This is a genomic window from Agrobacterium sp. 10T429 (assembly GCF_056393925.1).
Genome location: NZ_JBFTGV010000013.1, coordinates 65,013 through 84,996, shown reverse-complemented (window position 1 = coordinate 84,996; position 19,984 = coordinate 65,013). Strand labels below are relative to the sequence as shown.

The 19,984-nt window shown below is 58.9% G+C and carries 18 protein-coding genes and 1 other RNA gene; 10 read left to right on the top strand and 9 right to left on the bottom strand.

Annotated features, from left to right (window positions below):
* Nucleotides 1-31 precede the first annotated feature (31 nt).
* On the bottom strand, nt 32-934 hold the full coding sequence (locus AC1DCP_RS23640) for a hypothetical protein (RefSeq protein ID WP_139104325.1): 903 nt from the start codon (nt 932-934) through the stop codon (nt 32-34).
* Between the two features lie 295 nt (nt 935-1,229).
* Here AC1DCP_RS23640 and AC1DCP_RS23635 point away from each other — a divergent pair, with 295 nt between their 5' ends.
* Together AC1DCP_RS23635 and AC1DCP_RS23630 are read left to right on the top strand one after the other, a co-directional pair.
* Entirely contained in the window at nt 1,230-2,642 is a 1,413-nt protein-coding gene (locus AC1DCP_RS23635) for an FAD-binding oxidoreductase (RefSeq protein ID WP_038491558.1), read from the top strand.
* Nucleotides 2,643-2,733: 91 nt separating this feature from the next.
* Nucleotides 2,734-6,435 (top strand): AsmA family protein, encoded by a 3,702-nt coding sequence (locus tag AC1DCP_RS23630; RefSeq protein ID WP_112153274.1) that lies wholly within the window; start codon nt 2,734-2,736, stop codon nt 6,433-6,435.
* Between the two features lie 119 nt (nt 6,436-6,554).
* Here AC1DCP_RS23630 and AC1DCP_RS23625 read toward each other — a convergent pair whose 3' ends face one another.
* From AC1DCP_RS23625 to ssrA, 5 genes are all read right to left on the bottom strand, one after another.
* Entirely contained in the window at nt 6,555-6,884 is a 330-nt protein-coding gene (locus tag AC1DCP_RS23625; protein WP_013636482.1) for a hypothetical protein, read from the bottom strand.
* A gap of 236 nt (nt 6,885-7,120) precedes the next feature.
* Nucleotides 7,121-7,330, bottom strand: coding sequence for a ribbon-helix-helix domain-containing protein (locus AC1DCP_RS23620; protein ID WP_013636481.1), 210 nt, complete (start codon nt 7,328-7,330; stop codon nt 7,121-7,123).
* A 116-nt stretch (nt 7,331-7,446) separates the two neighbouring features.
* Nucleotides 7,447-7,650, bottom strand: a complete 204-nt coding sequence (locus AC1DCP_RS23615; RefSeq protein ID WP_065659212.1) for a DUF4169 family protein — start codon at nt 7,648-7,650, stop codon at nt 7,447-7,449.
* 44 nt (nt 7,651-7,694) lie between these two features.
* A complete protein-coding gene (locus tag AC1DCP_RS23610; RefSeq protein ID WP_003513127.1) occupies nt 7,695-8,207 on the bottom strand; it encodes an SspB family protein in 513 nt (170 codons plus the stop codon).
* A gap of 229 nt (nt 8,208-8,436) precedes the next feature.
* Nucleotides 8,437-8,809, bottom strand: a transfer-messenger RNA (tmRNA) gene (gene ssrA, locus AC1DCP_RS23605).
* 141 nt (nt 8,810-8,950) lie between these two features.
* On the opposite strand from ssrA, the gene AC1DCP_RS23600 reads away from it, so the two are divergent.
* The 7 genes from AC1DCP_RS23600 to AC1DCP_RS23570 all read left to right on the top strand — a co-directional run bounded on the left by AC1DCP_RS23600 (nt 8,951) and on the right by AC1DCP_RS23570 (nt 15,506).
* Nucleotides 8,951-9,259 (top strand): DUF2853 family protein, encoded by a 309-nt coding sequence (locus tag AC1DCP_RS23600; RefSeq protein WP_065687197.1) that lies wholly within the window; start codon nt 8,951-8,953, stop codon nt 9,257-9,259.
* Nucleotides 9,260-9,352: 93 nt separating this feature from the next.
* A complete protein-coding gene (locus tag AC1DCP_RS23595) occupies nt 9,353-10,147 on the top strand; it encodes a thymidylate synthase (protein ID WP_112153273.1) in 795 nt (264 codons plus the stop codon).
* Nucleotides 10,144-10,671 (top strand): dihydrofolate reductase, encoded by a 528-nt coding sequence (locus tag AC1DCP_RS23590; RefSeq protein WP_065687199.1) that lies wholly within the window; start codon nt 10,144-10,146, stop codon nt 10,669-10,671. Before AC1DCP_RS23595 ends, AC1DCP_RS23590 begins: the two co-directional genes overlap by 4 nt.
* 143 nt (nt 10,672-10,814) lie before the next feature.
* Nucleotides 10,815-11,936 (top strand): FtsH protease activity modulator HflK, encoded by a 1,122-nt coding sequence (gene hflK / locus AC1DCP_RS23585; RefSeq protein ID WP_003513120.1) that lies wholly within the window; start codon nt 10,815-10,817, stop codon nt 11,934-11,936.
* 1 nt (nt 11,937) lies between these two features.
* Nucleotides 11,938-12,861 carry a protease modulator HflC gene (gene hflC, locus AC1DCP_RS23580; protein ID WP_003513118.1) on the top strand — a complete coding sequence of 308 codons (924 nt, stop codon included), beginning with the start codon at nt 11,938-11,940 and terminating at the stop codon, nt 12,859-12,861.
* A gap of 261 nt (nt 12,862-13,122) precedes the next feature.
* Complete coding sequence (locus tag AC1DCP_RS23575; protein ID WP_065687200.1) at nt 13,123-14,667, top strand: Do family serine endopeptidase; 1,545 nt, start codon at nt 13,123-13,125, stop codon at nt 14,665-14,667.
* Between the two features lie 89 nt (nt 14,668-14,756).
* Nucleotides 14,757-15,506 (top strand): SDR family oxidoreductase, encoded by a 750-nt coding sequence (locus AC1DCP_RS23570; protein WP_065687201.1) that lies wholly within the window; start codon nt 14,757-14,759, stop codon nt 15,504-15,506.
* 24 nt (nt 15,507-15,530) lie between these two features.
* On the opposite strand, the gene AC1DCP_RS23565 is transcribed toward AC1DCP_RS23570, so the two are convergent.
* Both AC1DCP_RS23565 and serB read right to left on the bottom strand, forming a co-directional pair.
* Entirely contained in the window at nt 15,531-16,103 is a 573-nt protein-coding gene (locus AC1DCP_RS23565; protein ID WP_065687202.1) for a GNAT family N-acetyltransferase, read from the bottom strand.
* Nucleotides 16,100-16,990 carry a phosphoserine phosphatase SerB gene (serB, locus tag AC1DCP_RS23560; protein ID WP_065687203.1) on the bottom strand — a complete coding sequence of 297 codons (891 nt, stop codon included), beginning with the start codon at nt 16,988-16,990 and terminating at the stop codon, nt 16,100-16,102. The genes AC1DCP_RS23565 and serB overlap by 4 nt, the downstream gene beginning before the upstream one ends.
* Between serB and miaA the strand changes: the two genes are divergently transcribed.
* Complete coding sequence (miaA, locus tag AC1DCP_RS23555) at nt 16,989-17,885, top strand: tRNA (adenosine(37)-N6)-dimethylallyltransferase MiaA (RefSeq protein WP_111798724.1); 897 nt, start codon at nt 16,989-16,991, stop codon at nt 17,883-17,885. The genes serB and miaA overlap by 2 nt on opposite strands.
* Before the next feature lie 9 nt (nt 17,886-17,894).
* Here miaA and AC1DCP_RS23550 read toward each other — a convergent pair whose 3' ends face one another.
* Nucleotides 17,895-19,901: an ATP-binding protein gene (locus AC1DCP_RS23550; RefSeq protein WP_476774688.1), complete on the bottom strand. Its 2,007-nt coding sequence runs from the start codon at nt 19,899-19,901 to the stop codon at nt 17,895-17,897.
* Between the last annotated feature and the right edge of the window lie 83 nt (nt 19,902-19,984).

The following is a 19,984-nucleotide window of genomic DNA, read 5'->3' as shown; positions in this document are numbered from 1 at the left end:
CGCGACGTGCTGAGCAGATTGTGGCAGCTGATTAACTCCTGTTTGGGCGATAAATCTGGACGCCTTTATACGATAGTTCAAAGGTGCCGACGCTTACCCTGCCGGTCGTGTCCGTTTCGATTAGATTTCCTGTTCTGCCATAACTATTGAACAGGCTGGAAATCGTCTGGTCGAGTTGGTCTTTAGCGCGCTTTTTCCAATAGTTATTGGTGTCTTCGAGCATTTTCAGAAGCGCCTTCTGTTTCTCCGTTAAAGTTTCCGGGTCGATGCTACTCGTTTCCACTTTGTGTGTGCTGTTATAAAAATCGATTGCATTTTGAAGTGTTTGTATGCTTCCGGGAACGCCCATGGCTGCATAGGCCTGGTTGTCCACAGCGGCAATATAGGCATCGAAATCGACGCCGAAGTATGCCCAACTCTCCTTCTGTTCGCGCTGTGAGGCGTTGTTGTATGCTTTACTTAGCTCAGCCTGATATGCCTCCGGTGTTAGGTCATACACGCTTTCTTTCGTCATGCCCTCGGGAACGAAATTGCGAACAATGTCTTCAGGCCGTACACCTAGGGTATGCATGGCCCGGCCGAACCGCAATTCCTCCCCCAACAAATCCCGAGTGCTGGAGGCCGCTGAAACATTGAGGCTGGTGGTTCGAATAACTTCTGCTGCCCAGTCTATAGCCATCTCGGGGCCTGAGCTGTTCTTTGCTTTGTCAACATCGTCGGCACCTTTCTCCGGCCTCCCGTCGATCCTGCCTCTCATGTCGTAGGTAAGGTCGCCCGTTTCGTTGTCCGCGCTGGAGGCAAGCAGTGCGGTCAGAGGGTCAACACCATTCGTGGCGCCGGAAGGGCTACTTGCCCGGTTTTTTTCGGGAATGTTTTCGGTCAGCAGTCGAAAATAATTCGATCCTGCAAAGGGCTGACTTATAATTGTAGTCATGTTGAAACCCTGATGTTTGAATACGGACCCGTTTCTAGCCCGGCTCCGCATTCCGGTTGTAATTTGTATGCATTTATGAGCATTAATGAAGAAATTCACGTATAGGATGTATACGAGCTGGAGCTTGCTCAGGGCTGGCAGTATGTGCATGCGGAAGGCCGTATGAGAGGAGGTTGTTCCTACCGTTCGGGCGGCTGACCGGCTGGACAAAGCCTCAACCTTATCCCATACCACGCACCGGAATTTCGTAATGGATCGAGTCCGTTACGGCGGTATCTTGCGGTGGAGATGGACGATGGCGCTGAAAGATGTGGTCGCGGGAAAACGCAACGAGGAAGGCATCGCGTCGGTGCTTGCGGCGCTGAAGCAGCAGCTGGGTGACAAGCTCCAGACTGGGCAGGCGTTTCGCGAGCAGCACGGCCATACCACCACCTATCTGACCTTGCAGGCGCCCGACGGTGTCGTTTTTGCCGAGAGCGCCGATGACGTGAAGGCCGTGGTGAAAGCCTGCGCGCTCTATAAGGTGCCGGTCATTCCTTTCGGTACGGGGTCGTCGCTGGAAGGGCAGGTCAATGCGCCTGATGGCGGAATATGCATCGATTTCAGCCGGATGAATCGCATCATTGAGGTAAACGCCGAAGATCTTGACGTGACGGTGGAGCCGGGTGTGACGCGCGAGGACCTTAACGTCTATCTGCGTGATACCGGCCTGTTCTTTCCGATCGATCCGGGTGCCAATGCCTCTATCGGCGGCATGGCCTCGACGCGAGCCTCCGGCACCAATGCCGTGCGTTACGGCACGATGAAGGACAATGTGCTGGCCGTTACCGCCGTTGTTGCCAATGGTGAGGAAATCCGCACTGCTCGCCGTGCCCGCAAGTCGTCGGCCGGTTACGATCTGACGCGGCTTTTCGTCGGCGCCGAGGGCACGCTTGGGGTTCTGACCTCGGTTACGCTGCGGTTGCAGGGCATCCCGGAAAAGATCGCCGGTGGCGTCTGCACCTTCGACAGTATTCAGGCGGCCTGTGATGCCGTTATCATGACGATCCAGATGGGTGTTCCGGTTGCGCGCATCGAACTGCTTGATGAAGTGCAGGTGCGGGCCTGCAATGCCTATTCCGGCCTGAACTACGCGGAAAAACCGACGCTGTTCGTGGAGTTCCACGGCACCGAAGAGACGGCGGCCCTTCAATCGCAGCAATTTGCAGAGATCGCGGCGGAATGCGGCAGCGTCGATTTCCGCTGGACCAGCGATGCGGCCGAGCGCAACAAACTGTGGAAGGCCCGGCATGACGCTTATTGGGCCTCGCGGGCGCTCGCGCCGCATCTCGACGGTTTGTCCACCGATGTCTGCGTGCCGATTTCGCGGCTGGCGGACTGCGTGGTGGAAACGCAACGGGATATCAAGGAAAACGGCTTTCTGGCGCCGATCGTCGGTCATGCCGGCGACGGCAATTTCCATGTACTCATCCTGTTCGATGGCAAGGACGCCGAAAGTGTCGCCAAAACCGAAGCTTTCGTTGCGCGTCTCAATCGCCGGGCCATCGCCATGGACGGCACCTGCACCGGAGAACACGGCATCGGCCAGGGCAAGATGAGTTTTCTGGCCGAAGAAGCGGGAAATGCGCTGGATGTGATGCGCGCCATCAAAACGTCGCTCGACCCGGATAACATCTTCAATCCAGGCAAACTGTTCCGTCTTGTCTGATCATTCTCACAATTGATTGGTACAAAAGGCTGCTTGCCGTTAAGGCAAATAAGAATAGGTTTGCAGCGTTCGCGAAGGGAGAAGCAGTTCAGTGCTCGGGCGTATTCTGGTTTTTCTGGGCGGACTGCTGGCCGTGGTGCTGTTTTCAGCGCTGCTCATTCCCTATTTCGTTGACTGGACGGATTTCCGCCGCGATTTCGAAGATCAGGCAAGCCGCATTCTGGGCAAGAAGGTGGTGGTGCACGGTCGCGTCGAAGCCCGGCTTCTGCCTTTTCCTTCGGTGACGCTGCATGACGTGCGCGCCGGAACGGATGCGGACGGATCGCCGCTCATTCAGGTGGCGCGTTTTTCCATGGATGCCGAGCTGGCGCCTTTCCTTTCCGGTGAAGCGCGTATCTTCGACATGCGCATCGAGGAACCCAAGGCCAAGATCCGGCTTTTGAAGGACGGCACTCTGGACTGGATGCGCGGCAGCCGGGCGGAAATTCCAGCCCGCACCGTGGTTCTGGAAAGTGTGCAGATCGAAGGCGGGCAGATCGAATTCATCGATGAGCAATCCGGCCGCAACCGTGTTGTGACGGGTCTTAACGCCGACATGTCCGCCAATTCGCTGGCCGGACCATGGAAGGCGGAAGGGCGCGCCGCCGTTGACGGGCATCCAGGCTCGTTCTCGCTGTCGAGCAGCGAGCCGGATTACGCCAATGGGCGCATGGGCCTGCGGATTCGCGTGGTGCCGGATGAACATCCGGTCGAGGTCGATCTGGACGGTGCGATTGCCGCGACTGCGGGAAAGCCCGCCTATAGCGGTTCCTTCGCCTTCAGTTTCCGTGAAGACCAAAAACAGAAGCAGCAGGCCGGGCAATCGCTGTTCTCGTCGCCGCGCACCCGCGGCAGCTTCGAACTGACGAATGAAAGCGTGCGCATACCGAGCTACCGCATGGAGCTCGGCGGCAACGAAAATCCTTACGTTGTGACCGGCGAGGCAACGCTGGATACCGGGGCCAAGCCGGAATTTCTGCTCACGGCGGATGGCCAGCAGATCGACGTCAATCGTTTCGCACCGCCAGTCGTGCAGACCGGCAAGACCTCGCGCCAGCCCACCGCCTCCGTGCGCCAGCGCATCGAGGCATTTGCCGCCATGGTCGCCCGCATTCCGGTTCCGCCGGTCCCGGGCAAGGCCAGCATCAGCCTACCGGCGCTGGTTTCCGACGACACGACCATTCGTGACATCCGGCTGGACGTGCGCCCTGATGGCAGCGGCTGGCAGGTGGTTAACGCCGTGGCAACGCTGCCCGGCAGGACGCAGCTGGAAGCCAAAGGTTCCCTGACGCTGCTGGATGGTCCCGCTTTCAACGGCAATCTGCTCGTTGCCTCCAACCAGCCATCCGGGCTGGCAAACTGGCTTTCCGGTTCTGTCGATCCGGCGATCCGCCAGCTCAATGCCGCCGGTTTTTCCGCCGACGTCTCGTTGACGACGCTGAACCAGCGTTTCGACAATCTCGAGCTTGCCATTGGCGATGCCTCTCTGAAGGGGAAGCTGGAACGGCGCTCTGACGGCAAGGCCTCCAATCTTTCGATCGATCTTGCCGGTAACGAGATCGATCTCGACGCCCTGAAGGCGCTTGGCAGCCTGGCGCTCGGCGATCAGGTCGGAAGTTCTGTTCTCGACCATCGCATCGACGCCAAGTTCAAGGCCGACCGGTTCAACATGGCCGGTGTGACTGCAAATCATGTGGAAACCGCCTTCACCATGGCGGGCGGCGTTCTCTCGCTTGAAAAGATGACGGCTGGCGATATCGCCGGTGCCGAAGTCAAGGCGAAAGGGCAGTTGCAGGGGTCGTTGCTGAAATATGCGGGCAAGGGCACGGTGAACCTGCATGCGACGGACATGCAGCCGTTCTTCGCTATGCTGCAGCAGAAATTGCCTGGTCATCCGTTCCTCAGCCGTCTGGCGGCGAGTTCGCCGTGGTACGCCAATTCCGACCTTGCCATGGATGTTTCGGTCAACAGCGAAAATGGCGGCGCCAATGTCGCCGTTTCCGGCACAGTCAACGGCAGCCGTCTGTCGGCCGTGGCCAAGATGCCGGATTTCCTGTCCATCACCGATGATACAGCGATGTCGCTGGAAGGGGTTTTGAAAAACCAGTCGACGGCGATCCTGTTCGGGCAGGCAGGGCTTGATCCTCTGCCGTTCGATGCCGACGGGGAAGGGCTGCTTTCCGTCAAGCTCAACGGCACGCTCGGTTCTCCCGTCCAGACCGATATCCGTTTCTCGACGGAGCGCACGCATTTCTCGATGATCGGATCCTTTGCCGTTGCCGCCGCCAATTTCGGCGAGGGTAGTGCGGATCTGGCGCTCGAAAGCGCTGATATAGAGCCCTATCTCATCATGAACGCGGTTGGCCTGCCGCAGCTTGGTGGTGGCATGGCTCTGAAGGCGAACGGAAAAATGGCGGTGGATGCGCAGAAGATTGCGTTTTCCGCTCTCGGCGGGCAGGCGGGCGGCAACCCCTTCTCGGGCAGTCTGGCGTTCCAGCGCGCGGCTCCCCATTCCGTCACCGGTGATCTTGCCCTTCGAACCGTCGATCTTGCCTGGCTCGGAGATGCGATCTACGGACCGGTGATCGACCCGGAAACGGGCACGCTCAACGCCAAGCCGCTGGCCATGCCGGCTTTCCCGCAACTCAAGGCCTCGCTGTCGCTGAAAGCGGAAAGTTTCGAGGCCGGTCCTTTCGGCACGGTCACGGGTCTGTCGACCAAGATCACGCATGATGATGGTAATCTCGCGCTTGATGATATCGCCGGCACCTTCATGGGCGGAAAGCTGACCGGGCGGATTGCCATGTCCACAGGCGAGGGAGCGGGCATTTTCCGCACCAAGATTGCGGTGAACGACGCCAATCCCGAGTCGATATTGTGGACGAATGCCAATGGCCCGGTCGCAACGGGCCGGGTGGCTATCGATCTGACCGCCGAATCGACGGGCAAAAGCGTTGGTGAAATTTTGAAATCGGCAGGTGGATCCGGGGAAGTGCGCGCCAGCGGGCTTGTGCTCAAAGGGCTTAATCCCGGCGCCTTTCCGCCGATCCTGCAGGCGGCGGAAGGCTTGCAGCAGCCGATCGACGCGCCAAAGGTTCGGCCGCTGGTGGATCAGAGCCTGTGGCAGGGCGAAATACCGCTCGGCAACGTAGCCCTGCCATTCACCCTGAATGGCGGCGCGCTGCACTTCCAGAATTTGCGCGCCGGGATCGATCCGGTGACGCTTACCGGAGATGCGACGGTCGATATTGCAGCATCGAACGTTAATGGCGATCTCGATCTTATCTTCAATCCCGGCACCGAAGTGGTTGCCGGCGCCGAACCGTCGCTGCGTCTCAACTATAACGGTCCGCTCGCCGCACCGGCTTTGACGACCGATGTTTCGGCGCTCGGCAATTATCTGTCACTCCGGGCTTTCGAAAAGGAACGCCGTCGCGTCGAGGCCATGCAGGCCAGCGTTCTCGAAAAGCAGCGCCTGCGTCGTGAAACGGCGCTTTATCGTTCTCAGGCGGCTGAACGTCAGGCTGAAAAGGAACGGGTGGAGGCGGAAGCCAAGGCCAAGGCCGAAGAGGAGGCGCGCCTCAAGGCGGCGGCAGAGGAGCGTCTGCGGCAGGAAAAAGAACAGCAGGAGCGGTTGCAGCAACAGCAGCAGCAACCTGTTCCCGAGCGGCAATCAACGCCGGCCCTGACGGTGCCTCCAACGGAAGATGCGATCAGGCAACTGGCGCCCGAAAACGCTCCGGCCAATCCGTAAGTTTGCCGCGACGACGGCGCGTTTTGGGGAGAGGTTAGAACCCGTGTCTCAGGGCGAATTTTGACGCGGTCCGGACAGCTGCCGCTTCGACCACTTTGCCAAAATTATCCGTTAGCCTGTTAAATCCAGGCTTCACGCTCGCCGAAGGGCGTGTCGGCATCAAAATTCTTGGTACCGATCCTGCTGCTTTCCCCCGACAGGCTGGGCTTGTCCGCGCTGTTGCTTGAGGAAGCCGATTTGTCGGAGCTGTTTTCGAGTGCCTCGAGCTGCGCTTGCAGCGATGCAATAGTACTCTTCAGTTCTTCCTGTGCTTTCGCTTCGGAGGTCTGGGCGAGTTCTGACTGCTTTTCGGCAATCTGCGATTTCAGTTCGGCAACGCTTGAAGACGAGGTGGATGAAGAGGAGAGGACGGAAACAGCGATGCTCGTTCCCGAAGCGGCGGAAACCATGGGTCGCCTCGTGGCGTGCGGATGAAAAGGAAAAGCTTGAAAAACAAACCTGGAAGCAAGGCTACGCAGTACTGAAGCGCCTTGCAGTACAAATTAGCGCGCTAATGTTTAATGAATGCTTTCACGACATTATGAGTTTTCGGCAAGAATGTTTGTAGTCGGAGAATGGCTGGATATGAGCCGGCGCATGTGCGCGCCGCTGAAGTGTCATCTTTCGATGCCACCTTGCAGCAAGCTCACTTGCTCTTCAGCCAATTCAGTACATGGACCCGAAGGGATGAGGACAGATTGCTGTCGGCTGGCCGGTTGTCGTCTATTTCCGCAAGCAGGGCGGCGAAACTGATCTTGCGCTTTTCGGCGATGATTTTCAGCTCGTCCCAGAAGGCATCCTCGAGTGAAATGCTGGTGCGGTGGCCGTGCAATGTCGTGGAGTGCTTGCGGATCATCAGATCAATCTCTCCGGCTGGTCCGGTTGGGAATCTGAATCATGTCGTGCCTGCAAGCCTCTGTTTAGCGGTGTTTTTTCCGGTCTTCCGAAAGCTTGCCCGGGCAGGCCGGCTCTTCAATCCCTATCGGTCCTGTCATCGTCCTTTTCAAGCCGCCCCTGATCGAGCGCCTTTGCGGCTTTTTCGTTAAGGGCCGATGTGAGGTTTTTTTCCGCCTTGGTGCGACCGAAAAACAGGCGGTTCTGATCCGCCTGTTTTTCTTTTTCGCTACGGGCTTTCTGCTTCCGGAACTGACGCAGATTGACGATATCGGCGGCCATGCGGATATGTCTCCTTGAGCTTCGCGCGGTCGGGCAAAAAGCCGTTATTGCTTCTTACGGAAGGCATCCAGAGAAACGACAGAGCCTTCCTTCTTTTCCTCGCCGGACTTGGGCGTCTCGGACGTCGTAGCCGGCTTTGCCTCATGGGAAACGGGATAGGCGGTGATTTCGGCCTCTTCCAGCTCTTCCTCGTCTGCCAGGGGCACATCGAACTCAAGCTCGAAATTGACGGAAGGATCGTAGAAACCTCTGATGGCGTTATAGGGAACAACCAGCTTTTCCGGCGTATCCGAGAAGGACAGGCCTATTTCAAAGCCGATCTCCGTCACTTTCAGGTCCCAGAACTGATGCTGGATGACGATGGTCATCTGCTCGGCATATTTGGACTTGAGGTGCTGCGAAATCCGCACACCGGGCGCGCCGGTCAGAAATGTTATGAAGAAATGGTGGTCGCCGGGCAGGCGGCCGGTTGCGGCCACTTCACCCAAAACTTTGCGAATAACGCCGCGAAGGGCATCCTGTGCGAGAATGTCGTAACGGATATGATCCTGCCCCATGCGGTCCTGTCTTTCCCTTATTCGAACGTCTTTTAAAGCGCTGCGCACCAAGTGCGCCAAGGACGCTGTAACACTTTGAATCTTTGCGTAATCCGCAAGCCGGGATCAATTTCGATCCTGGCGGCTACGCATTACCCAAGTATACGCAATGTCCTGAACGGCAGCAACGGAAAAGCCGATGCTGTGTGCAAGTCAGCTATCATATAACCAATTCAGGCAAAATGGAGAAGGTGGAGGTTTCTGTTGCCAGGTACCTCCGAACCCCGCCTCACGGGGCTAACCGTGAGGACTTTAGAGCGGAATTCCCGCACCGCCATTAGGCAGCGAGAGCGTATTCCTTAGCGTTGTTGTCATTTGCAACTACACTTGTGACCCGATAACGGCGGTATCATGCCGAGCAAAAGTTCGATCTTTACGCCCTTGTCGATCCTATTTCGCCCCCATCAAAAGCCGGCCTTCATCTTCAAAAGCCGCCGGTTTTTGGTGGAGGCGCCGGGTACCGCCCCCGGGTCCAATAGGTTTATTACACCGACCGTTTATCGCCATAGCCGGGTTGCCCCGGCAAGGTTCATATAGGCGTTTCCCTTGGCGGAGAAAAGGGGCCGATGACAATTCCATGAAAAGATTTCGTGTTTGCCGCCCACAATTTAGACAATTCTTGACGACGAGGGATTGCTGACACATTCTCCCTACAACCGGTCACCACAAGCAACACCGGGCCGGGGACACACGAAGGAGTGGACATGACTGACTATCTCGCAGATGTGAAGAAATACGACGCAGCAGCCGACGAAGCGATTGTAGGCAAGATCGTCAAACATCTCGGCATTGCCCTGCGCAACCGGGATTCATCGCTGGTGTCCGCTTCCGATCCGGAAGAGCTTGCACGTGTGAAGGCGAACTGGTGCGGCAAGAAGCTTGGCGTGACCGATGACAGCGTCGACAAGGCGATCGATGCAACTGCCAAGGCCATGGCCGCAGACCGCTCCAAGTCGCGTGTGACCTTTTATTATCTGGTTGCCAAGGAACTAGGCAAACTCCAGTCGCTCTGATTTTTTCGCGGGGATAAGCGACCCGCTGGTGATTGGTTCTGTCGCCCTGTGTTATTATATTCCCTTGATATCAGGGAATCGGCGGCAGAACACATGAAACAATATCTCGATCTTCTCCGGCATGTGATGGACACCGGCTCCGACCGCGGAGATCGCACCGGCACGGGTACGCGTTCGGTCTTCGGTTACCAGATGCGTTTCGATCTTGCGGAAGGTTTTCCGGTTCTCACCACCAAGAAGCTGCATCTGCGCTCGATCATCCATGAACTCCTGTGGTTCCTGAAGGGCGATACCAATATCGCCTATCTCAAGGAAAACGGCGTTTCCATATGGGACGAATGGGCGGATGAAAATGGTGATCTGGGTCCGGTTTACGGAGCACAGTGGCGTTCCTGGCCGGCGCCCGACGGCCGCCACATCGACCAGATCGCGCTTTTGATCGAGGCCCTCAAAACCAATCCCAATTCCCGCCGCCACATCGTTTCGGCCTGGAACCCGGCGCTGGTGGACGAGATGGCGCTGCCGCCCTGCCATTGCCTGTTCCAGTTCTATGTTTCGGATGGAAAGCTTTCCTGCCAGCTTTACCAGCGCTCGGCCGATATTTTCCTCGGCGTGCCCTTCAATATTGCTTCCTACGCACTTCTGACGCTGATGGTGGCGCAGGTCACGGGGCTGAAACCCGGCGATTTCGTCCATACGCTTGGTGACGCGCATATCTACGCCAACCATTTCGAGCAGGCGAAATTGCAGATGACGCGGCCCCCCAAGGCCCTGCCGACGATGCGCCTCAACCCGGATGTGCGAGACCTCTTCTCCTTTAAGTTCGAAGACTTTACGCTTGAGAACTACGAGGCCGATTCAAGCATCAAGGCACCGATCGCGGTATGAGCGAGCCGCGCATCACCATCATCGTCGCGGTGTCGGGAAACGGCGTTATCGGCCGCGACCTCGATATGCCTTGGAAGCTTTCCACTGACCTCAAGCGCTTCAAGGCGATGACGATGGGCAAACCGCTCATCATGGGCAGGAAGACATTTCTCTCGGTGGGCGAGCGTCCCTTGCCGGGCCGGCCGCACATCATCGTCAGCCGCAATGCCGATTACAGGCCTGATGGCGTGGATGTCGTGTCGTCGCTTGAAGACGCCCTCGCGCTTGGCAAAAGCAAGGCTGCGGAACTGGGTGTGGACGAGGTTTTCGTGGCCGGTGGCGGTGAAATCTACCGTCAGGCCATGCCGTTTGCCGATCAACTTTCCGTCACCCATGTGGCCGTAAAGCTTGATGGCGACACTTTTTTTCCGGAAATCGATCCCGCCGTCTTTGAAAAAATCGAGGAAAATGCCGTTCCCGCCGGGGAAAAGGACAATTATCCGGTTCTGTTCACCACTTATTTGCGCAGAGCCGCGTCAAAGTGAACTATTTACCCTGATTGGGTATTTAGTTACCACCTCTGCGTTGAAACGCACGCTTCTCCTTCTTATAACGGGTCCATATTCCCGCCGCACGCGAGCAATCGCTTTCGAACGGGATCGGGAGAGGCTTTTATAAAGAGGTATTGATGCCCTGGAGCAATCAGAATGGCGGCGGCGGCCCTTGGGGCGGCGGCGGTGGTGGCGGAAACAACCAGGGCGGCGGTGGCGGCCCATGGGGGCAGGGACCTAACCGGCCTCGCGGCGGTGGCGGCGGCAATGGCGGCCCGCCCGATCTGGAAGAGATCATCCGGCGCAGCCAGGACCGCTTCAAGAATGTCCTGCCGGGCGGGTTCAATGGCGGCGCGATTGCGATCGTCGCTCTCGTCGTTCTGGTTTTCCTCGGCATTCAGTCCATCTACACCGTCCAGCCGGACGAGCGCGGCGTGGAGCTGCGTTTCGGGCGTCCGAAGGATGAGATTTCGATGCCCGGCCTGCATTTCCATCTGTGGCCGATCGAGACGGTTGAAATCGTCAAGGTGACCGAACAGCAGCAGAATATCGGTTCGCGCGCTTCGTCTTCTTCCGCGAACGGCGTGATGCTGACCGGTGACCAGAACATCGTCAACGTGCAGTTCTCGGTGCTCTATACGGTTTCCGATCCGAAATCCTACCTCTTCAACGTCGACAGCCCGGCTGAGACCTTGCAGCAGGTTTCCGAAAGCGCGATGCGCGAAATCGTCGGCCGTCGTCCCGCACAGGACATTTTCCGTGATAACCGTCAGGCGATCGCGGCGGATGTGCGCACCATCATCCAGTCCACCATGGACGGATACGGGGCCGGCATCTCCATCAATGCTGTCGCCATCGAAGACGCGGCGCCGCCGCGCGAAGTGGCCGACGCCTTCGATGAAGTGCAGCGTGCCGAGCAGGACGAGGACCGCTTCGTGCAGGAAGCCAACCAGTACGCCAACCAGAAGCTGGGTGCCGCACGTGGTCAGGCAGCGCAGATCATCGAAGAAGCGAACGCCTACAAATCTCGTGTCGTCAACGAGGCAGAGGGTGAGGCACAGCGCTTCATCTCCATCTACGATCAATATCGCACGGCACCTGACGTGACCCGCCAGCGCATGTTCCTGGAAACGATGGAACAGGTCCTGAAGGGTTCCAACAAGGTCATCATCGACGAAAAACAGGGTGTGGTGCCTTATCTGCCTCTGAACGAGATCATGCGCGGCAATCCGGGCGCGGCACAGCAGGGAGGCAACTGATATGAGCAACCGTCTTACGGCCGTTCTCGTCGGTCTCGCCGCCGTGCTTTTCCTGGCCTATTCGTCGATCTTCGTCGTCACCGAGCGCCAGCAGGCCATCGTTGTGCGCTTCGGTCAGATCCAGGACGTGAAAACGGCGCCGGGCCTCTACTTCAAGCTGCCCTTCGCCTTCATGGATGCCGATCGGGTGCAATATATCGAGAACCGGGCGCTGCGCTTCGATCACGACAACATCCGTGTTCAGGTTTCCGGCGGCAAGTTCTACGAGGTTGATGCCTTCGTGGTCTATCGCATCACGGATGCCCGCCGCTTCAGGCAGACGGTCTCCGGTGACCAGATGTCGGCGGAATCGCGTCTACGCACTCGTCTCGACGCATCGTTGCGCCGGGTCTACGGTCTTCGCGGCTTCGAATCGGCGCTTTCGGATGCGCGTGCATCGATGATGCAGGAAGTACGCGACGATCTGCGTCCCGATGCGGAATCGCTTGGCGTCAGCATCGTGGATGTCCGTATCCGCCGCACCGATCTCACGCAGGAAGTCTCGCAGCAGACCTTCGAGCGTATGAAGTCGGAACGTCTGGCCGAAGCCGAACTGATCCGCGCCCGCGGTAACGAGGCGGCACAGCGTCGTCGCGCTATTGCCGACCGTCAGGTCGTGGAATTCGAATCCGATGCCCAGCGTCAGTCCGAAGTCCTGCGCGGTGAAGGCGATGCGGAGCGTAACCGGGTCTTCGGCGAAGCTTTCCAGCGCGACCCGAGCTTCTTCGAGTTCTATCGTTCCATGGCGGCCTATTCCAGCGCGCTGTCTGGAACCGGCACTACGCTGGTCCTGTCTCCCGACTCGACCTTCTTCCGTTATTTCAACGACATCAACGGTGCTCCATCCACGGCTCCGGCCGCACCTGCCGCACCGCCGGCAAATTGATAACGGATCGAGTGATTTTGGAGGGGCCGGTTTTAACCGGCCCTTTCTTTTGAGCGAATGGCTGGGTGGCAGCAAAACGGAAAGGGGACAAAATCCTGTTGTCTCGCGCCCGGAAAGGGATATCCGTTTTCGCGCCGATGCTGTAGGCAGTGAGCAAGGCAGCCGGTGCTGTTCACGAAAAGGTATTTTTACACTTCATCATTCCGCCTTATGCTTTGACGATATATGCAGGGAATGACGATTTGAAACGCGAGGACGCTTATGGCCGTGACCCTTCTTTCGCCTTTTCGCAGCAGCATTGCCGCAGTCGCGGGCTTCGCACTTGTGGCGGGTAGCCTTTCGGCACCGGTTGCGGCATGGGCGCAGAGCCATGGGCCGGCATCGGTCGCCGATCTTGCCGCACCGCTTCTTGATGCGGTGGTGAATATTTCGACGTCGCAGAACGTCAAGACCGAGGGCAAAGGGCCTGTGCCGCCGAAACTGCCGGAAGGTTCGCCTTTCCAGGAGTTCTTCAAGGATTATTTCGACAACCAGAAACCGGAAGGCGGCGACAAGGTCAGTTCGCTGGGATCCGGCTTCGTTATCGATCCGGCTGGCTACATCGTCACCAACAATCACGTCATTGAGGGCGCAGACGCCATCGAGGTGATTTTCCCGAATGGTTCGAAGCTGAAGGCAACGCTGGTCGGCACTGATACCAAGACCGATCTTTCCGTTTTGAAGGTAGAGCCGAAGGCTCCGCTGAAGGCTGTCAAGTTCGGCGATTCGCGCAGCATGCGCATCGGTGACTGGGTCATGGCCGTTGGCAATCCCTTCGGCCTCGGTGGATCGCTGACCGTCGGCGTCGTTTCCGCGCGCGGGCGCAACATCAATGCCGGCCCCTATGACAACTTCATCCAGACGGATGCTGCAATCAACAAGGGTAATTCCGGCGGTCCGCTCTTCAACATGAAGGGTGAGGTGATCGGCATCAATACGGCGATCATTTCGCCGAGCGGCGGTTCGATTGGCATCGGTTTCGCGGTTCCGACGGAACTCGCCCAGAATATCGTCGAGCAGCTCATCCAATTCGGCGAAACCCGCCGTGGCTGGCTCGGCGTGCGCGTCCAGCCGGTTACCGACGACGTGGCCGCAAGCCTTGGCATGGAAGCGGCAAAGGGTGCCTTGATTTCCGGCGTGGCCAAGGGTGGCCCGGTGGAAAACGGCCCGATCCAGGCCGGCGATATCGTGCTGAAATTCGACGGCAAGGATATTCACGAGATGCGTGACCTCTTGAGGATCGTGGCGGAAAGCCCGGTCGGCAAGGAAGTCGATGTCGTGGTCTTCCGTGACGGCAAGGAAGAGACCGTCAAGGTAAAGCTTGGCCAGTTGCAGGATGCGCCCGATGAAAAGGCCGCAACCGACGATCCGCAGGCCGAGGACGGTGACGGCGGCATGGTCGTGCCTGATGACAAGGGCGGTTCCGACGATCAGGCGCAGGACCAGACGCCGGAGGTGCGCGAAGCGCCGCAGCGCGTGCTCGGCATGGACCTCGTAGTGCTGAGCAACGAGTTGCGGACGGAGAAGGGCATTGCCGAAAGCGTCGAAGGCGTGCTTGTCGCTAGCGTCGATCAGGGTTCGCCGGCCGAACAGAAGGGCATGAAGGCGGGTGATGTCATCGTCGAGGTTGGACAGGACTTCATGGAGGTTCCGGGCGACGTGCTTGTGCGTGTCAACGGCCTGAAATCCGAGGGTCGCAAGAATGCGCATATGATGGTTGCCGATGCACAGGGCAATCTGCGCGTCGTGGCGCTCCCGCTGGAGTAAAGCTTCTTTCGCCCGGTTCGGCAGGAATCGGGTGGCTGTGGTTCGGCTTGCTCTCTATTCCTCGGTCTCCGCCAAAGGAGGCCAAGGATATGAAATTATTAGACAACAAGGTTGCGATCATCACTGGCGCGTCATCCGGCATCGGCCGGGCGACGGCAAGCCTGTTTGCCGAACAGGGCGCGGCCGTCATTATCAACGCGCGTGGTGCCGAGGCACTCGAGGACGTGGCTTCCGCCATTCGCCAGGCCGGCGGTCGCGTTCACCCTGTCGTGGGTGACGTCACAGTTGCGGAAACCCATGCCCGTCTGACGGATGCGGCCATGACCGTCTTTGGCGGTCTCGATATCGCCGTCAACAATGCCGGTGCCGTTGGGGCAACAAAACCGCTTGCGGAGATTTCGGTAGAGGAATGGGATCACGTGATCACCGCCAACCTCACTTCCGCATTTCTCGGCGTGCGCAGCCAGATCCCTGCGATGTTGAAGCGGGGAGGAGGTTCGGTCGTCTTCATCTCCAGCTTCGTCGGCACCAGCGCCGGCATACCCGGCATGGCAGCCTATGGCACCGCCAAGGCGGCGCTGATGGGGCTGGTGAAGGGCATTACTGCCGACTACGCCTTCAAGGGAATTCGCGCCAATGCGCTGCTTCCCGGCGGAGTCGATACGCCGATGGCGGGAGATGCGGCCCAGAAGGAGTGGGCTGCCGGGCTGCATGCGATGAAGCGCATTGCGGAACCGGAAGAACTGGCGCAGGCCGCCCTTTTCCTCTCCAGTCCGATGTCGAGCTTCGTTGCCGGATCGGCCCTGTTTGCCGACGGCGGAAATGCGGCGGTGAAATAATTGCCGAACTGGCGGGCGAGGTTGCTACTGCGCCTGTCGTTCCCGCCACTCCGCGAGCGTCAGCGCATAGGTCACATGCGGGCGCAGATGCGGATGGGTGTCTTCCGGGACACGCGGGTGGTCGAAGTCTCGTGACGGGTCACGCTTGAGGCCGATACGTTCCATCACCCGCGTCGAACGCTGGTTATCATGGACGGCAAAGGAGACGATTTCCGGCGTTTCCTTTTCGTCAAAAGCCATGACGAGCAGCGATTGCGCGGCCTCGGTGACATAGCCGTGACCCCAGAAACGGGTGGCGAGCCGCCAGCCGATTTCCATGGTTCCGAGCGGAAAGGGCGGATCGAGGTTCATGACCGGCGATATGCCGCAAAATCCCATAACCTCGCCGGTTTGGCGCAGTTCCATGGCGTAGAAGCCGTAACCGCTGCCGCGGATCATGCCATTGATGGTTTCGAGAACCGCATCCGCTTCCGCATGGCTGCGGCGGAAGGGAAAAAATTCCATGACCTTTTCGTCGGCGTTGATTTCGCGGAACAGATTGCGGTCGCTCTCCTTCCACTCGCGCAGAATGAGCCTTGATGTTTCGCGGATGATCATGGAACGACAAAATCCGTCTTGCGGTAACCCTGAATGTAAAGGAGTGCGGTCAGGTCGCCATGGTCGATGCGCATCTGCGCCTCGGCGGCGACGGCGGGCTTGGCGTGCAGGGCAACGCCCGCGCCGGCCAGATGCAGCATGCCGAGATCGTTGGCGCCATCGCCGACCGCCATTGCCTCGTCCGGCGAGATGCCGAGCTTTGCGGCGATATCGTTCAGCGCATCCACCTTGGCCTGTTTGCCAAGGATCGGTTCGGCAACGGTGCCATCCAACTGGCCATCGGCCTCGCCGAGAAGATTGGCGCGGTTCTCGTCAAACCCCAGCATCGCCGCCACCCGGCCGGTGAAGACCGTGAAACCGCCGGAAACGAGGGCGGTATAGTAGCCTTTCGCCTTCATGGTGGCGATCAGCTCCTTGCCGCCTGATGTCAGCGTGATGCGCTTTTCGATGACGTCATCGATGACGGAGACCGGCAGGCCCTTCAGCAGCGCCACGCGCTCGCGGAGCGCCGGCTCAAAAGCGATTTCGCCATTCATGGCGCGGGCGGTAATCGTGGAAACCTTGTCCTTCAATCCCACTTCGGCGGCCAGCTCGTCGATGCATTCCTGACCGATCATGGTCGAATCCATATCGGCGATCAGAAGCTTCTTGCGGCGCTTGTCCTGTTCCTGAACGACGATATCGATCGGCTGGCCCGAAAGCACGTTGGCAATCGCGTCACGTGCCTGTTCGGCATCGGTGCCAGAGGGCAGAGCAATATCGCAGGCGATGCCATCGGCCAGCCAGTATAGACCGGATGCGTTTACGGCATTGGCGGCCGCTTCGCCGAGGGCCGGTGTCAGAACAGGATTTGACGGATTGGCGATAAGCGTGGCAACGAAAGCCATGATGAAAAACCTTGATGAGAATTTTGATGCGATCCTGATAACCGGCCCGACGGCAAGCGGCAAGTCCGCGCTTGCGCTTCGTATGGCGCGGGAGGGGAACGGTATCGTGATCAATGCCGACAGCATGCAGGTTTATGACACGCTGCGGGTGCTGACCGCCCGGCCATCCGAGGAAGAAATGGCAGGCGTGCCACATCTGCTATACGGCCATGTGCCGGCAAGCAGTTCCTACTCAACGGGTGAATGGCTGCGGGACATTTCCGCCCTGCTTGTGGATTTGCGTAGGCAGCAGCGTTTTCCGGTCATCGTTGGCGGTACGGGGCTTTATTTCAAGGCACTGACGGGCGGCTTGTCCGATATGCCCGCCATTCCTGACGACATACGCGAGAGGCTGCGCGCCCGGCTGATCGAAGAGGGGTCAATGGTCCTGCACGCGGAGCTGTCGCGGTGCGATCCCTTGATGGCGCAGGGGCTTCAGCCGGGGGACGGCCAGCGGATCGTCCGGGCGCTGGAAGTCATGGAGGCGACGGGAAAGTCGATCATGGAGTTCCAAAAAGCCAGTGGTCCGATGATAGTTGATCCGGACCGAGCGCAGAAATTTGTGGTCCTGCCGGAACGGCCCGTGCTGCACGACCGCATCAATCGGCGGTTCGAAACCATGATGGAGAGTGGTGCTGTGGAAGAGGTGAAAGCTCTTCTCGCCCTGAACCTTGCGCCTGATGCCACAGCGATGAAGGCGATCGGCGTTTCCCAGATCGCCGATATGCTGGCTGGCGGTATGAGTGAGGCAGAGGTCATCGAAAAATCGGCGGCCGCGACCCGCCAATATGCCAAGCGGCAGATGACCTGGTTCCGCAACCAGATGGGGCCGGACTGGGCACGTATCCAGCCGTAGGGGCCGCGCTCAGTCCTTACGGTAAAGGCTGCCTAGCGGCTTTTTCATCAGGCTCTCCCGCAGCGAAGGACGTGTCTCTGATGGAGGCGGGCCACTCTGTGCCTGCATCTGGAAGCCGACTTTGCGCAATTCGTTGACAGCGCTGGTATCCGTTGCCGTTGCGGGCGACTGTGGCGCGAGGGTTGTGCGTCCGGGCAGCATGTCGGGGCGGTAAGGTTCGTATCCCTCTGTCGCCGCCGTCCCCAGTTCGCGTTTCCAGCGATCGACGTCGTCCGCTTCCCTGGGAGCTGACATCGGTTCCTGCATATCGGAGAAGGCCGCTTCGACGCTTTGCTGGAAGCCGGTGATGACGGGCTTGGCTACCGCGCGCATGCGGCTGACGATGGTGTTCAGATCGACCGTATCGGGCGTTTCGTGGGGCGTATGGCTGACTGCGCCGTTCGCCTTCGGCAATTTTGCCGTGGAGACGCGGTCAAAGCGCATGCGCATCGGTACGCCCACCGCCTCGCCAAAGGCGATTGCCTCGCCATTGCCGATGGACGAGAGGAAACTGGTGGTCGAGGTTGAGGCGTTCGGTACGGCGGACAGAATGATCTTCTGGTCGATCTCGTTCGTCAGCCGCATGGCAAAAACGGTCGAGCACTGCGACAGGATGGTCTGGTCCAGCTCACTCGGACGCTGGCTGATGACGCCAAGCGAAATACCGTATTTGCGGCCTTCCTTGGCGATTTGCGCGATCGCCTGCCGGGTCGGGAAAAATCCGCGCTCAGGGTCTGCCGGAACATAACGGTGCGCTTCTTCGCAGACGACAAGCATATGCAGCGAGCCGCGCGCCAGCACCGCGAGTTCGAAGGACATGCGGCAGAGGACGGAGACGACCGAGTTCACTACTTCCGAGGGGATGCCGGACAGCTGGAAAACCGAAATCGGCTTACCTTCTCCTGGAATACGGAAGATATGCGCCACCGTTTCCAGAATGGTGTCGCTGATCGTATTGCTGGAGAACATGAAGTTATAGCGCGTATCGTTGATGGCCGAGAGGATGCGGCCCTTGAGGGATCGCAGGGTCGGCTTTTCGCCGCGCCCTTCCAGCCGCCCGATGCGCTCGTCGATGAGGGCGAGAATATCGGCCATGCGGTAAGGCACCGGCGTGTCGGGCGTGATCGCGCTCTTGTCGGACGTGCGGCGAACGGCGGAGCCATCTGTGCCGCGAAATGCCTTTTTCGCTTCCGGAATGATGTCGCGAAGGACGTCCATCTCTTCCGGTACGGGCTTGCGTCCGCGGAAAATCACTTCCGCGAATTCTTCAAGGCGCATCAGCCAGAAGGGAAGGTCGAGCGTGTCGGTGTCGATGACGACAGAATGATCGGGAAAGGCGGCCGCAAATTCATTGTGCGGATCGAGAATGAGGACACGCAGCTTCGGGTCCGTCTCGATCGCCTTGTTCAGAAGAAGGGAGACGGCGGTGGTTTTGCCCACGCCCGTCGAGCCGACGACGGCGAAATGTTTCGCCAGCATCTGCTGGATGTTCATGGCCGCGCCAATCGTGTCGTCCTGCGTCAGCTTGCCAATGACGCATGTGTCTCGCTTGCCGCTGTCATAGATCTTGGAAAGGTCTCCCGTGCGGATGCGATGCGCGACCGCGCCCAGGTAGGGGTAACGGGAAATGCCGGTGGAAAAACGTTCGCTGCCATCTTCGGTGCGGTAGACTTCGCCAACGAGTTCCACGTCGATCAGCAGCCGGTTCGGCTTGTCCGACGACCAGTGTTCTTCGCCCGTGCGCATGGCATATACCAGTGCGGCGACACGGCTCGTTCCCATTTCGATCGAGATCAGGCGTCCGACGGACCAGAGCTGCGCGACATCGGTTGAACCGATTTCAGTTTCTGCGGCGATTGTCGCATGGGCGCCATCACAGGCGATGACGCGGCCGAGCATGCGGTTAGTCGGCTGCTGGCCGGATCGCCGTTCGTTTTCGTCCATGCGGGACGCTCTATGAAACTCGTCACTATTCACGTCTTATCCCGGTACATGCGGATGATCGCGGTGGTTCGGGCATTATCTGCATCCTTGATTGTAAAAGATTATATTTAACAACC

Bases quoted from the DNA above. Each gene is read 5' to 3' on its own strand.
- AC1DCP_RS23600 (WP_065687197.1), top strand. From the start codon at position 8,951: ATGACTGACTATCTCGCAGATGTGAAGAAATACGACGCAGCAGCCGAC.
- AC1DCP_RS23625 (WP_013636482.1), bottom strand. From the start codon at position 6,884: ATGGTTTCCGCCGCTTCGGGAACGAGCATCGCTGTTTCCGTCCTCTCC.
- AC1DCP_RS23565 (WP_065687202.1), bottom strand. From the start codon at position 16,103: ATGATCATCCGCGAAACATCAAGGCTCATTCTGCGCGAGTGGAAGGAG.
- AC1DCP_RS23575 (WP_065687200.1), top strand. From the start codon at position 13,123: ATGGCCGTGACCCTTCTTTCGCCTTTTCGCAGCAGCATTGCCGCAGTC.
- hflC (WP_003513118.1), top strand. From the start codon at position 11,938: ATGAGCAACCGTCTTACGGCCGTTCTCGTCGGTCTCGCCGCCGTGCTT.
- AC1DCP_RS23570 (WP_065687201.1), top strand. From the start codon at position 14,757: ATGAAATTATTAGACAACAAGGTTGCGATCATCACTGGCGCGTCATCC.
- miaA (WP_111798724.1), top strand. From the start codon at position 16,989: ATGATGAAAAACCTTGATGAGAATTTTGATGCGATCCTGATAACCGGC.
- AC1DCP_RS23635 (WP_038491558.1), top strand. From the start codon at position 1,230: ATGGCGCTGAAAGATGTGGTCGCGGGAAAACGCAACGAGGAAGGCATC.
- AC1DCP_RS23640 (WP_139104325.1), bottom strand. From the start codon at position 934: ATGACTACAATTATAAGTCAGCCCTTTGCAGGATCGAATTATTTTCGA.
- AC1DCP_RS23595 (WP_112153273.1), top strand. From the start codon at position 9,353: ATGAAACAATATCTCGATCTTCTCCGGCATGTGATGGACACCGGCTCC.
- serB (WP_065687203.1), bottom strand. From the start codon at position 16,990: ATGGCTTTCGTTGCCACGCTTATCGCCAATCCGTCAAATCCTGTTCTG.
- AC1DCP_RS23610 (WP_003513127.1), bottom strand. From the start codon at position 8,207: ATGGGGCAGGATCATATCCGTTACGACATTCTCGCACAGGATGCCCTT.
- AC1DCP_RS23620 (WP_013636481.1), bottom strand. From the start codon at position 7,330: ATGATCCGCAAGCACTCCACGACATTGCACGGCCACCGCACCAGCATT.
- AC1DCP_RS23590 (WP_065687199.1), top strand. From the start codon at position 10,144: ATGAGCGAGCCGCGCATCACCATCATCGTCGCGGTGTCGGGAAACGGC.
- AC1DCP_RS23615 (WP_065659212.1), bottom strand. From the start codon at position 7,650: ATGGCCGCCGATATCGTCAATCTGCGTCAGTTCCGGAAGCAGAAAGCC.
- hflK (WP_003513120.1), top strand. From the start codon at position 10,815: ATGCCCTGGAGCAATCAGAATGGCGGCGGCGGCCCTTGGGGCGGCGGC.